This window comes from Leifsonia sp. (genome assembly GCF_051955155.1).
Taxonomy (GTDB): Bacteria; Actinomycetota; Actinomycetes; order Actinomycetales; family Microbacteriaceae; genus Leifsonia.
In genome coordinates, this window is sequence record NZ_JBQCGZ010000165.1 from 25685 (window position 1) to 39605 (window position 13921).

General features: G+C 72.6%; 8 protein-coding genes. All 8 read left to right on the top strand.

The window, feature by feature from the left end:
- Positions 1–2: 2 nt before the first annotated feature.
- A complete protein-coding gene (locus ACTHMF_RS17635; protein WP_440319421.1) occupies positions 3–1655 on the top strand; it encodes a protein kinase domain-containing protein in 1653 nt (550 codons plus the stop codon).
- Positions 1652–2377 (top strand): hypothetical protein, encoded by a 726-nt coding sequence (locus ACTHMF_RS17640; RefSeq protein WP_440319423.1) that lies wholly within the window; start codon positions 1652–1654, stop codon positions 2375–2377. Before ACTHMF_RS17635 ends, ACTHMF_RS17640 begins: the two co-directional genes overlap by 4 nt.
- Before the next feature lie 114 nt (positions 2378–2491).
- A complete protein-coding gene (locus ACTHMF_RS17645; protein WP_440319425.1) occupies positions 2492–7762 on the top strand; it encodes an Ig-like domain-containing protein in 5271 nt (1756 codons plus the stop codon).
- Positions 7763–7831: 69 nt separating this feature from the next.
- Positions 7832–8794 (top strand): AAA family ATPase, encoded by a 963-nt coding sequence (locus ACTHMF_RS17650; protein WP_314149501.1) that lies wholly within the window; start codon positions 7832–7834, stop codon positions 8792–8794.
- The gene (locus tag ACTHMF_RS17655; protein ID WP_440319426.1) at positions 8791–10125 is read left to right on the top strand and encodes a DUF58 domain-containing protein; all 1335 of its coding nucleotides are present in this window, start codon (positions 8791–8793) and stop codon (positions 10123–10125) included. Before ACTHMF_RS17650 ends, ACTHMF_RS17655 begins: the two co-directional genes overlap by 4 nt.
- Positions 10122–12485 carry a transglutaminaseTgpA domain-containing protein gene (locus tag ACTHMF_RS17660; protein ID WP_440319428.1) on the top strand — a complete coding sequence of 788 codons (2364 nt, stop codon included), beginning with the start codon at positions 10122–10124 and terminating at the stop codon, positions 12483–12485. The genes ACTHMF_RS17655 and ACTHMF_RS17660 overlap by 4 nt, the downstream gene beginning before the upstream one ends.
- A 97-nt stretch (positions 12486–12582) precedes the next feature.
- A complete protein-coding gene (locus tag ACTHMF_RS17665) occupies positions 12583–13086 on the top strand; it encodes an FHA domain-containing protein (RefSeq protein WP_314149080.1) in 504 nt (167 codons plus the stop codon).
- A 172-nt stretch (positions 13087–13258) separates the two neighbouring features.
- A partial coding sequence (locus ACTHMF_RS17670) for an aconitase family protein (RefSeq protein WP_440319430.1) occupies positions 13259–13921 on the top strand: 663 nt, incomplete at its 3' end.

Sequence of the window (13921 nt, forward strand, 5' to 3'; positions counted from 1 at the left end):
GGATGGCGGCGACGCCACCCGAGCTGGACGGGTTCCACTTCATCCGGCTGCTCGGCTCCGGCGGCTTCTCCGACGTCTTCCTGTACGAGCAAGAGCTGCCCAAGCGCAGCGTCGCGGTCAAGGTCTTGCTCACCGACAGCGTCGACGAGGCCGCCCGCAGCCGGTTCGTCACCGAGGCGAACGTGATGGCGCGGCTGTCCGCGCACCCGTTCATCGCCACCATCTTCCACGCCGGGGTGTCCGGCGACGACCGTCCGTACCTGGTCATGGAGTACTGCTCCGGCCCGTCGCTCGCCGACCGGCTGAAGCGCGAGCGCATCCCGGTCGAGGACGCCCTGCGCACGGGCGTCCGGCTCTCCAGCGCCGTCGCGACGGCACACGCGGCGGGCATCCTGCACCGCGACATCAAGCCGGCGAACGTGCTGACGAACGCTTTCGGCTGGCCGGCTCTGACCGACTTCGGCATCGCCTCCGCCCTGGAGGAGCTGCCCGTGCACACGACGACGCTGTCCGAGCTGCGCAACGCGGGCGGCGACACCGCCACCAGCGGCAGCCGCTCGGTGGGCCTCAGCGTCCCGTGGTCGCCGCCGGAGATGTTCTCGGACGATCCGGCGCCGGACGTCCGCAGCGACATCTTCTCGCTCGCCGCGACCCTGCACACGCTGCTCGCCGGGCGAACACCGTTCGAGATCCCCGGGCGTTCCAACGGCACGCTCGACCTGATCGGCCGGATCGAACGCGGGATGATCACCCCGCTCGACCGTCCCGACCTGCCGCCGTCGCTCACCGCGGCGCTGCGCAAGGGCATGGCCGTCCGCCGCGAGGACCGCTACGGCTCCGCCGTCGAGTTCGCCAGGGCCCTGCAGCGCGTCGAGCTGGACCTGGGACTCGCTCCGACGAGCATCGACGTGCCGAACCTGCACATCGCCGAGGACCGGAGCGCCGCCGCCGAGCCGCAGGACGCCGCCGACGCCACCCGCGCCCGGTCGGTCTCGACGATCGTCGCCCAGCCGGAGCCGGCGCGTCCGGATCCGGCGCGACGGGAGCCGGAGACAGCGACCGACGGCGACGGCCGGGCTCCCGCGGCGGGCTCGGAGGAGCCGACCCGCATCCGCGGCGTCGTGCCCGTCCCGCCGCATCCGCAGGACGCGCCGGTCGAGCACACGGTGCTCCGCTCGCCCGCGCCCGTCGACGCCGCAGCGGCCGAGGCGGCACCGGACGAGCAGCGGCCGGCGTCCTCCCCGCAGCGCCGCCGGCTGACCGCCTGGATCGCCGCGGGCGCCGCGGCGGTCGTCGTCCTCGGCGTCGGCGCGGCCGTCGTCGCCGGCGCGCTCTCGCCGCAGTCGCCGGACGCCCCGCGGCAGGGCGGGGGAGGCGACGGTACGATCGCCGTCACTGTCGTGCCCGCTCCCGTGCTCGTCTCCGCGAAGCGCAGCGCAGACGGCACCTCGGCCACCATCGTCTGGAAGACGGCGTCGCCGAAGGAGGGCGACCAGTACAGCTGGGTGCGCGAGGGCACGACGGACGCTCCCGCGGTCACGACCCGGCCGCAGGTCACCGTCTCCGGGCTCGCGCCGGGCGCGCCGGTCTGCATCGACGTCACCACCATCCGCTCCGGGCGCACCTCGGAGCCGCTGAAGGCGTGCGCGTCGTGAAGCCGCTGACGGTCGAGTTCTGCGGCGAGGAGTACACCGTCGCCGCCGGCGCCGAGTTCGGCATCGGCAGGGAGGCGGACCTGTCGCTCGACGACAACCCGTACCTGCACCGCCGCTTCCTCACGATCACCGACGACTTCGGGATGTGGTGGCTGAACAACGTCGGGACGCTGCTGACCGCGACGGTCACCGACGCCTCCGGCACCATGCAGGCGTGGCTCGCCCCCGGCGCGAAGCTGCCGATCGTGTTCCAGACGCTGCACGTGATGTTCAGCGCCGGCGCGACGACCTACGACTTCACGATCTCGAGCGATGCGGACTACTTCAACACGTCCGTCATCGTCGAGGGCTCGGGAGGGTCGACGACGGTCCTGCCGGTCACCCTCACCACCAGCCAGCGGCAGCTGATTCTCGCGCTGGCCGAGGGCGTGCTCACCCAGACCGTGCCGGGCCGGGGCACCATCCCGAGCTCGGCGGAGGCGGCGCAGCGGCTCGGCTGGAGCATGACGACCTTCAACCGCAAGCTCGACAACGTCTGCGACAAGCTCGACAAGCTCGGTGTCGCCGGCCTGCGCGGGGGCCGCGGGAAGCTCGCGACGAACCGGCGCGCGCGGCTCGTGGAGTACGCCGTGACGACCAGGCTGGTCGGAATCGAGGACTTGCCGCTTCTGGACGCCGCCCTTGACGAATCCGCTGGCCCGGCGGATTCTGGCGGGGACTGATCCGGGCGCGTCGACGCCGAGCATGGGGAGTCCTCCCCATTCTGCTCCCGTTCGGGGGTCGTGTTAGCGTAGGAGCCGTTTCCGCACCCGGGGGATAGCAGAGTCTTGGCATCGTTGAGCACGTGGTTCCGTGAGCGCAAGACGCTCGCCATCGCAACCGCGATCGCCGTCGTCGCCGGCGTCCCCCTGACGATCGCCGTGCTGCACAAGGGATTCCCGGTCAACGCGGTCGAGCTGGACACGCGGGACGTCTGGGTCACCAACGGTGAGCGGCTGCTCGGCGGCCGGCTCAACCACCAGATCGACGAGCTGGACGCCGCGGTCACCGGATCGTCCGCCGATCTCGACGTGCTGCAGGACGGCCAGTCCTATTTCCTGACCGATCTGCCGCACGGGACCGTCGACCGGATCGACCCGGCGTTCGTCTCGCTCGGCGGCCGCATCCAGGTGCCGGAGGGGTCGCAGGTCGGCTACGGCGGGAGCACGCTGTCCGTGCTCTCCCCGGACGGGGCGCTGTGGGTGCTCGACGCGACGGGCCGGCTCGACTTCGACAAGACCAAGACCAAGCCGGTCGCGAAGGTCGGCGCCGGCGCCGAGCTCGCCGTCGCCAAGAGCGGCCGCACCTTCGTCGCGGCGCCCAGGGGCAAGAAGCTGGTCACGGTGGAGCACGCGGGCGCCTCGGCGACCACGGCGTCGTTCCCCGTGCCCGGCGCCTTCCAGCTCTCGACGGTCGGCGACACGGCCGTGCTGCTCGACACCCAGGCGAACCGCATCGTGACCGGTGCCGGGAAGACCATCGACCTCCCCGCGAAGGGGCTCCGGCTGCAGCAGCCCGGCCCCGAGGCGCAGGACGCGCTGGTGGCGACGGGCTCCTCCCTGCTGTCCGTCCCCCTCGGCGGCGGGAAGCCCGTCGCGACCGCCGCGGGCGGCGAGGCGACGAAGGACCCGGAGCAGGTGTCCGCACCGGTCCGGCTCGGGACGTGCGCCTACGGCGCGTGGGCCGCCTCCGGACGCTACCTGTACGCCTGCGACGGCGCGAAGCCGATCGCGCAGGACATCGACCAGCCGGTCGCGGGCGACGACCTCGAGTTCCGGGTGAATCACGGCGTGATCGCGCTCAACAACCTGCGCGACGGCAACGCCTGGGTGGTCTCCTCGACCATGCGGCTCGTGCAGAACTGGGCACAGCTGAAGCCGAACGAGACGACGGTCGAGGGCGACACCGGCGAGGAGAAGCCGGTGGTCCAGTCGTTTGCCGACACGCTCGCCCAGCGCACCGACGTGAACCGGCCGCCGACCGCGGTGAACGACAGCTTCGGAGTCCGGCCCGGCCGGTCGACCGTGCTGCACGTGCTCGCCAACGACACGGATCCGGACGGGGACGTGCTGAGCATCACCGACGTCTCCGCCATCCCCGCCGACCAGGGGCAGCTGACGCTCGTCGAGGGCGGCCGCGCCGTCCAGTTCACGCCGAAGGCCGGCCTGAGCGGAACGATCAGCTTCCGCTACTCCATCGACGACGGCCGCGGCGGGAGGTCGTCTGCGCAGGTCGACGCCACGCTGCGCCAGCCGGCGCAGAACGACCCGCCCGCCCCGACCCGGCCGAGCACCGCGCAGACCGAGGTGGGGCAGTCCGTCGTCTACAACGTCCTGAACGACTGGCTGGACCCCGACGGCGACGACCTGTCGCTCGTCACGGCGACGGCAACGACCGACGACGCCGTGCAGTTCAAGCCGGACGGCGATGTCACCTTCACCAGCAAGACCGGTCAGGCCGGCTCGAAGGAGGTCAGGGTCACGGTCTCCGACGGCCGCAAGTCCGCCACCGGAAGCCTGATCGTCACCGTCAAGCCGTCCGGCTCGCTCGACCCGGTCGCCGTCCCGGACTTCGGGGACGGCTTCACCGGCCGTGCCGTCGTCGTGCACCCGCTGGACAACGACCAGTCGCCATCCGGCGAGCCGCTCACGCTGGTCGGCGCGTCGCTGGAGGGGCCGGGCGCCGCCCAGCTCACCGCGGACCCGCGCAAGAACACCATCACGCTGAAGACCAGCACGGCCGGCGAGTACTACGCCGTCTACACCCTCGGCGCCGGCCCCAAGACGACGACGGGACTGGTGCGCTTCGACATCGCACAGCAGGGCACCACGGACGCGCCGCCGGTCGCAGTCACCGACCGCGCCTACGTGCGGCCGGGGGAGCCGACCTCGGTCGCGGTCCTGGAGAACGACGTCTCGCCGTCCGGCCGGGTGCTCGTCGTGCGCGCCGTCGAGCCGGGCGCCGGAGCCGACGACCTCGATGTCGAGGTGCTCGACAACGCCGTCGTGAAGATCACCGCGCCCACCGTGCTGACCAGCCAGGTCCAGCTGCGCTACACCGTCTCCGACGGCATCCACGAGGCGACGGCGGGCATCACCGTCGTCCCGGTGCCGCCGCTCGTCGTCCACCAGCCGCCGGTGGCCGTCGACGACACCGTGACGGTGCGCGCGAGCGACGTCGTCACCGCGGCCGTCCTCGACAACGACTCGTCGCCGGACAACGCGCCGTTCTCCCTCGACCCGCAGCTGCGCGACACCGCCTCCGCCGGCTCCGGCGCCACCGCGTTCGTGAGCGGCAAGACCGTGCGCTACCAGGCGCCGTCCGCTCCCGGCCAGTACAGCGTCGTCTACGGCATCACCGACAAGTACGGGCAGAAGGCGCAGGCGACCGTGACCTTCGTCGTGACGGCGCCGGACAAGGGCGCCGACCGCGCGCCGCAGCCGCAACCGCTCACCGTGCGCGCGTTCGCCGGCTCCGCCGTGCCCGTCGACGTTCCGCTGGACGGGATCGACCCGGACGGCGACTCTGTCGTCCTGAACGGCGTCGCCACCCAGCCGACGCTCGGCCGCGTCTCGTCGACGAACAGCACGTCGTTCACCTACGAGGCGTACGCGGACTCCGCCGGCACGGACACCTTCACCTATTCGGTCAAGGACACCTACGGCAAGACGGCCACCGGCACCGTGACGATCGGCGTCATCCCGCGGCCGAGCCAGGTGCGTCCTCCGATCGCCGTCAACGACCCGGTGCAGGTGAAGCCCGGCCGCAGCATCGCCGTCCCGGTGCTCGACAACGACTCGGACCCGAACGGCTACACCATTGCGCTCCGCAAGAAGCTGCTGCAGGTGGACGAGGGGCTGAAGGCCTCCGTGCACGGCAAGATCGTCCTCGTCGCCGCGCCGCAGCGCGAGGGCGCCTACGTCGTCCGGTACCAGATCAGCAACGGCCAGGGCGGTGTCGCGAGCGCGTTCATCCAGCTGACGGTGACCAAGAACGCGAAGGACGTCCCGCCGTCCGCCCTCGACCACGTCCTCGAGCCGGAGGCCGTGTCGAACAAGACCAGCGTGAAGGTGAAGGCGCTCGACGGCGCCGTGAACCCGTCCGGTCTGGTCGGCGACCTGAAGGTCGCGGTGAGCGGACCGAACGCGTCGGCCGCCGAGGTCGCGGACAACGGCGTCGTCACCGTGCACCCGAAGGACAAGCGCATCGCGATCGCCTACTCGGTCACCGACGAGGTGACGGGTCTGCGCGGGGAGGCGTTCATCGTGGTGCCGCCGAAGGGCGACGCGACGGCTCCGCCGCGGATCAAGGACGGCCTGCCGCAGCAGATCGTCACCATGAACGGCTCGAAGACGTGGTCGCTGGACGACATCCTCACCGTCCCGTCCGGCCGGAAGGTGACGATCACCGGCGCGTCCGGGGTGACCGCGACGCACAGCGACGGCAGCTCGTCGTTCGCCGGGGACGGCACGCTCGCCTTCCACGCCGCGAAGGACTACCGCGGGCAGGCCGCGATCACCTTCTCCGTCAACGACGGCAGGGACGCCGGCCAGTCCGCCGACCGGATCACGACGCTCGTGCTCCCGCTCACCGTCGGCGACCCTGAGCAGTCGGACGTCCCGCCGACCTTCACCTCGCCCAGCGAGAAGATCGAGCCGGGAGAGGCACCGCTCGCCGTCGACCTGCGCGCGTCGAGCTTCCACCCCAACCCGGCGATCCTCGCCAAACTCAGCTACGCGAATCCGACCTGGTCGAACAAGAACATCCAGGCGTCGCTCAGCGGATCCACGCTCTCGCTGTCCGCGCCGCTCGGCGTGCAGGCGGGCGAGTCGACCGCCGTCACCGTCACGATCAGCTCGGGGACGCACACCATCACGGGCACGGTGAACGTGCAGGTCGTGAGCTCGTCGCGGCCGGTCGCCACCCAGAAGAACCCGCCGCAGACCTCGGAGCTGCAGCGCGCGCACTCCGGGACGCTGAGCAACGCGGCGTCCGACTCGGCGTGGGTGAATCCGTTCCCCGGCAAGCCGCTGACGATCACGGACGCGCGGGCGCAGAGCGCGCCCGCCGGCGTCACCGTCACGCACACCGCCAGCTCGATCACGGTGAGCGCGGCCTCGGGGGCCGCGATCGGCGCCGTCAACATCGTGTACCACGTGCAGGACGCGACGAAGGATCCCAAGCGCACGGCGGCGGCCGTCGGCCAGTACCGGGTCGTCATCCACGACATCCCGGCCAAGCCGGCGGCGCCGAGCGACCCGTCGGCGAGCGACGGGAAGGCGAGCGTGACGATCGCGGCCCCCGCCGACAACGGCAAGCCGATCGATCAGTACGAGGTCAGCGGCGGCCCGAACCCGGTGACGGTGTCCAGCGTCGGCCGCGTGGAGATCGGCGGCCTCACCAACGGCACCTCCTACCGCTTCGCGGTGCGCGCGCACAACGCCGACGGCTGGGGTCCCGTCTCCGCGGAGAGCGCGGCGGTCACGCCGTACGGAACGCCGACGACCGTGACCGGCCTGTCGATCGACGCCGATCAGTACGCGCCGGCGACGGTGACGATGAGCTGGGACGCGCTGCGCAACCCCGGCGGCACCGGCGGCGGCTCCGTCACCTACCACTACAAGCTCAGCGGCGGGTCGTGGCAGACCACGTCCGGCACGAGCGCGCGGGTCGGCAACCAGGGCGTCGGCACCTACTCGTTCGAGATCTACGCGACGAACGACGGCAGCGGCAAGGAGGGCCCGCACGCCACCTCCGGCTCCCGGCAGGTCTCCAAGAAGCCGGACCCGCAGCCGTCCATCGACCTGGCGCAGGGCGACAAGGTGCCCGGTTACGCGCACTCGTTCACCTACGACGTCACGCTGCACAACTTCCCGGCGAACCGCACGTTCGCGATGCAGGCGCACTGCAACGGCAGCACGCTGTGGGCGCCGGACATCACGACGGACGGCAACGGGTACGCGCACTACCGGGGCGCGCCGGACAGGATGCACCCGTACTGCGGCTACACGGGCGTGTACGTCGTCGTGAACGGCGTGCAGTCCAGCGTGCAGGACTGGTCGCCCTGACCCGGCCGTCCCGCCCGCACCCCGAACCCGACCCCGACCGACCAAGAGTAAGGACACCCGACCGTGGCAGTGACCCAGGAACAGGCGGACTGGTTCGCCGGCGCGTTCGCGCAGCTCGTCGCGAACGTCGACAAGGCGATCCTCGGCAAGGAGCACAGCATCCGGCTCGTCGTCACGGCCATGCTCTCCGGCGGCCACGTGCTGCTGGAGGATGTGCCTGGCACCGGGAAGACGGTGCTGGCCAAGGCGCTCGCCAACACGGTCGAGGGCACGCAGTCGCGCATCCAGTTCACCCCGGACCTGCTGCCGTCGGACGTGACCGGCGTCACCATCTACGACCAGTCCAGCGGCCGCTTCGAGTTCCACCCGGGCCCGATCTTCGCCTCCGTCGTGCTCGCGGACGAGATCAACCGGGCGAGCCCGAAGACCCAGTCCGCGCTGCTGGAGGTGATGGAGGAGGGAGTCGTGACGGTGGACGGCGTCGGCCATCCCGTCGGGGCGCCGTTCCTCGTGATCGCGACGCAGAACCCGGTGGAGCAGGCGGGCACCTACTCGCTGCCCGAGGCGCAGCTGGACCGCTTCCTGATCAAGACCTCGCTCGGCTACCCCGACCACGCGACGACCGTGGATCTGCTGCTCGACTCCTCCAACCGCGCCCGCGCCTCCTCGGTGCGGCCGATCATCGCGGCCGACTCCGTGACGACGCTCGCGCAGCTCGCCTCCGAGGTGCACACCGACGCGTCCGTGATGGGGTACCTGAGCGAGATCGTCAGCGCCACCCGCGACGACAAGGACTCCGCGCTCGGCGTCAGCATCCGCGGCGCCCTGGCCCTCGCGCGCGCGGCGAAGACCTGGGCGATCGCCGCCGGGCGCACCTACGTCACCCCGGACGACATCCGCGAGCTGGCGCAGCCGGTGCTCGCCCACCGCGTCATCGTCGACCCGGAGTCCGAGTTCGCGGGCGTGACCGCGGCCGACATCGTCGACCGCTCCGTCGCCGCGGCGACCCCGCCCGCGTACCGCGCAGCATGAGCGCGGAGTCCTCGCCCGCACAGGGGCCGCCCGCGCGCTCGGGACGCCGGGCGGCGACCCCCGTGCGCCGCGGCAGGGAGCAGGCCAGGATTGCGCGCGCCCAGCTGGCCGGGACCGCCGGCCGGCTCGCCGGGCGCGTCGCGCCCGCGTTCCGGGCGATCGGTGCGCGGGTCACGCCGGTGACCGCGACGGTTAGCGCGCTCGGCTGGATCGTGCTCGGCGCCGCCGCCGTCTCGCTCGTCCTCGCGTTCTGGCCGGGCTGGGCGGAGTTCGCCTTCCTCGGCGTCACCCTGCTGGCCGCGTTCCTGATCGCGATCGGCTTCGTCATCGGCCGCTCGACGTACGCCGTCGGCGTCGAGCTCACCCCGCGCCGCGTCGTCGCCGGCGAGCGCGCATACGGCCGGCTGACCGTGCGCAACAGCGGCCAGCGTCCCGTGCTGCCCACCAGGATGGAGCTGCCGGTGGGGGAGGGCGTCGCCGAGTTCACCGTGCCCCGGCTCCAGCCGGACGCCGAGACGGAGGAGCTGTTCGCCGTCCCGACCGCGCGCCGCGCGCTGATCCTCGCCGGTCCCGCCATCTCGGTGCGCGGCGACCAGCTCGGCCTGCTGCGCCGCACCACCCGCTGGAGCGACCAGGTCGAGCTGTTCGTGCATCCCAGGACCGTGCGGCTGGCCGCGACCGCGCGCGGGCTCGTCCGCGACCTCGAGGGCCAGACCACCAAGGTCATCACCGACTCCGACCTCGCCTTCCACGCGCTGCGCACCTATGAGGCGGGCGACGACATCCGCAACGTGCACTGGCGAACGTCCGCGCGCACCGGCCAGCTGATGGTGCGGCAGTACCAGGAGACCCGGCGGTCCCAGCTGCTGCTCGCCCTGGACGGCGACGGCGCGCGGTACGCCTCCGAGGACGAGTTCGAGCTCGCGGTCTCGGTGCTCGCCTCCATCGGCTGCCACGTGATCCGGGAGGAGACGCAGGTCGCCGCCGTCTGGCAGGGCGGGACGATGCGCGTGGGGACGCCGACGGCGCTGCTGGACGACTCCTGCCGTATTCAGCAGGTCGCTCCGGGGCAGACCGGGCTGCGCGAGTTCCTGCGCCAGGCGACGCTGCGGATGGCGCCACCCAGCCTCGCCATCACCGTGGTGGGTTCGCAGGTGCCGCCCGCCGAGCTGCGCGCCGCCGCCGCGCTCTGGAGCACGGACACCGAGACCATCACCATCCGGGTCGACGAGACCGCGGAGCCGCGGGTCACCCGCCTCGGCGCGACACTGCTGATCACGCTCGGGCGGCTGGAGGAGCTGCCCGCCCTGCTGAAGCGGGCCGGCCGATGACCGCCGCAACGCCCCGGACGTCCGCGACCCAGGCGGGAGCCCGGCCCTCCGCGTCCACCCTGGACCGGCTCGGCACGACCACCTGGATCGACGTCGCCGTGATCTGCGGCCTCAGCCTGATCGCGGTCGCCGGCTTCGCGCCGGCGTTCGGCCACTACGCCTTCCTGTCCGCCGCGATCGGCGGCGTCGTCGTCGGCGGCGGGGTCGCCGTGCTCGGGAGGCTGTTCCGGCTCTCCGTCCCGCTGACCCTGGTGATCGCCCTCGCCGCGTACTTCCTGCTCGGCACGCCGCTCGCGCTGCCAGGGCTCGCTCTTTTCGGCGTGCTGCCGTCGCTGGACAGCCTCTCCGGCCTCGTCCTCGGCGCGGTCTTCGGCTGGTCGGACGCCGTCACCCTGCAGGCGCCGCTGGAGGCGCCGCCGTACGTGGCCGTCGTGCCGTACGTCGGCGGCTGGCTGGTCTCGCTGGTGTGCGTCACCCTCGCCGTCCGCTGGCTGCCGAGGACCAGGCGCCCCGGCGTCGCGCGCGCGGCGGTGCTGCTGATCGGCCCGCTCGTACTGTTCCTGGCCGGGATCCTGCTCGGCACCCGCGACGCGTACTTCGCCGGCGTGCGCGGCGTCCTCTTCGCCGCGGTCGCGCTGCTCTGGCTCTCGTGGCGGCGTGCCCGAGCGAACCGGGACCTGCTCGCGGCCGACACCGGCGTGCGCCGCTCGCGCCTCCTCGGTGGCGCGGTGGTCGTGCTGGGCGCCGTGCTGGTGGGCGCCATCGGCGGGTCCCTGCTGGCTCCTCCCGCGGCATCCCGGCTGGTGGTGCGCGACGAGGTGACCCCGCCGTTCGACCCGCTCGACTACCCGAGCCCGCTCGCCGGGTTCCGGAAGTACACCAAGGACCTGCAGAAGACCACGCTGTTCACGGTCACCGGCCTGCAGTCCGGCCAGGTGATCCGGCTGGCGACGATGGACAGCTACGACGGCGTCGTGTGGTCGGTGACCGCTCCGGGGTCGCAGGCCGACTCCTCCGGCGCGTTCGAGCTGCTCGGCAGCACCATCCCGCGGCCGCCGCTGTTCACCGCGGGAGCCACGACGACGGCGACCATCGACATCCGCGGCTACTCCGACGTGTGGCTGCCGACCCTCGGCTACGTCGACCGCCTCGCGTTCGACGCGCACCGCGGCCAGGACCCGGCCGAGACGGTCCGCGTCAACACCGCGACAGGGACCAGCGCGGTCACCAGCGGTGTCGGCGATGGGCTGCGCTACACGATCCAGGCCACGGCGCAGAAGATCCCGAACGACCGCGCTCTCGCCTCCGTGGCTCCCGCCAAGGTCGCGCTGCCGCCGGTCGACAACGTGCCGGACATCGTCTCGGCGAAGGCGGAGGAGTACGCGGGATCGGCGGACACGGCCATCCAGAAGCTCCGCAACATCGAGCGCTCGCTCAAGGCGCTCGGCTACCTCAGCCACGGCCGCGCCTCCGACCCGGTGCCCTCGCGCGCCGGCGAGGGAGCCGACCGGATGACCGACCTGCTCGGCAAGGCCCCGATGGTCGGCGACCAGGAGCAGTACGCCAGCGTGTTCGCCCTGATGGCCCGTCACCTCGGCTACCCGGCGCGCGTCGTGATGGGGTTCGCCCCGAAGGCGGCATCGGGGACGACGACCGTGACGGGGGACGACGTCACGGCGTGGGTGGAGGTGCCGTTCGACGGCGTCGGCTGGGTCCCGTTCTTCCCGACGCCGACCAAGACCGACGCGCCGAAGAACCAGACGACGAAGCCCAAGCTGGAGCCGCAGCCCCAGGTGCGACAGCCGCCGCCCGCGGATCCGCGCGCCGACGAGCTGCTGACCCCGGTGAAGACGAAGGACACCGAGAAGAAGGACCCGACGACGCCTTTCGCGCTCCCGGCCTGGGTGTGGGTCGTCCTCGGCGTCGTCGGCATCCCGCTGCTGCTGTACGTCGTGCCGCTCGTGATCGTCGGCGCGCTCAAACGCCGCCGTCGCCGCGTCCGCGCCTCGCAGGGGCCGCCGGACCGGCGGGCCGCCGGCGCGTGGGAGGAGCTGACCGACCGCTACGCCGAGCTCGGCCTGGCCGTGCCGGAGCGTGCGACGCGCCTGCAGGAGGCCTCGGCTCTGCAGGAGCAGTCGCAGGCCCAGAACCTGCGCGTGCCGCCCGGCGGCCTCGCGACGCTCGCCCGGCACGTGGACGCGGCGGTCTTCGACGGCAGCGACGTCTCCGACGAGCGCGTCGAGCACGCCTGGACGTCCGCCGACGACGCCGTCGCCGGTGCGACGAAGGCCGCCGGACCGCTCCGCGCCCGCCTCGCTGCCTTCCGCTACCGCCGCGCCCGCCGCCGTCCTCCCCGCTGACCCCCCATCCGTTCCGGAGTCCTTCACGCGACACGCCGCGGAAACCGTGAAGAACTCCGGAAGCGATCGCGGCGGGCCGGTTCCGTAGAGTTGTCGCGTGGGGAACCAGGACGAGGACACCGCTCGCGACCGACCCGGCTTCATCGTGCCTCCGCCCGGGCTCATCCCGGAGCGGCCGGCCGGACAGCGGCCGGCGCGGGCGCCCGAGCCCGTCGCGCTGCCCACCTTCCTTCCGCCGACGGCGTCGGGCGCCCCCGCGCCGCGACCGGAGCCGGTCTGGCGCCTCGTCGTCCCCGGCGGGACGCGCGTCCCCGTGACGGGGACGGTGCTGCTCGGCCGCAACCCCGCCGCCGCCGCCCATCCCGGCCCGGCGGACCTCGTCCCGCTCGCCGACCCCACCTCCACGGTGTCCAAGACGCACGCCGCGGTGTCCGCCGCCGGCGCCGTCCTGACCGTCACCGACCTGCACTCCACGAACGGCGTGGTCGCGATCTCGCCCGCGGGCGACGAGCGGACGCTCGTGCCCGGCGTCCCCGCCGAGGTGGAGCAGGGCGGCGCGCTGCGGCTCGGCGACCTGCGGATCGGGGTGGAGCGCGCCTGACGGCCGCCACCCCTGCACGGGTGATACCCTGACAACGTGTTCGCGGGTCTGCTTCTCCTTAGCCGCCGCGGCGAGTCCTAGCTCTCGGTCCATGTCCGGGATGACGGCCACCCTCGCCGCGGAGTCCGTCGACGGCTGATCCGTAACCGAAAGCTCAAGGAGTTCACGAGAGATGACCACCGAATCCACCCCGCTGACCCTGGCGGAGAAGGTGTGGAAGGACCACCTGGTCGCGAAGGGCGAAGACGGCTCTCCCGACCTGATCTACATCGACCTGCACCTCGTGCACGAGGTGACGAGCCCGCAGGCGTTCGACGGCCTGCGGATGGCCGGCCGGCCCGTGCGCCGTCCCGACCTCACCATCGCGACAGAGGACCACAACACCCCCACCATCGGCATCGACCGGCCGATCGCCGACCTCACCAGCCGCACCCAGATCGAGACGCTGCGGAAGAACGCGGAGGAGTTCGGCATCCGCCTGCACTCCCTGGGCGACATCGAGCAGGGCATCGTGCACGTCGTCGGCCCGCAGCTCGGCCTGACGATGCCGGGGATCACCGTCGTCTGCGGCGACTCGCACACCTCGACGCATGGCGCGTTCGGCGCCATGGCGTTCGGCATCGGCACCAGCGAGGTGGAGCACGTGCTCGCCACCCAGACGCTGCCGCTGAAGCCCTTCAAGACGATGGCCATCACCGTCGAGGGCGAGCTGCGCCCCGGCGTCACGGCCAAGGACATCATCCTCGCCGTCATCGCCAAGATCGGCACCGGCGGCGGCCAGGGCTACGTGCTCGAGTACCGCGGCAGCGCCATCCGCTCGCTCTCCATGGAGGGC

Bases quoted from the DNA above. Each gene is read 5' to 3' on its own strand.
- ACTHMF_RS17660 (WP_440319428.1), top strand. From the start codon at position 10,122: ATGACCGCCGCAACGCCCCGGACGTCCGCGACCCAGGCGGGAGCCCGG.
- ACTHMF_RS17655 (WP_440319426.1), top strand. From the start codon at position 8,791: ATGAGCGCGGAGTCCTCGCCCGCACAGGGGCCGCCCGCGCGCTCGGGA.
- ACTHMF_RS17635 (WP_440319421.1), top strand. From the start codon at position 3: ATGGCGGCGACGCCACCCGAGCTGGACGGGTTCCACTTCATCCGGCTG.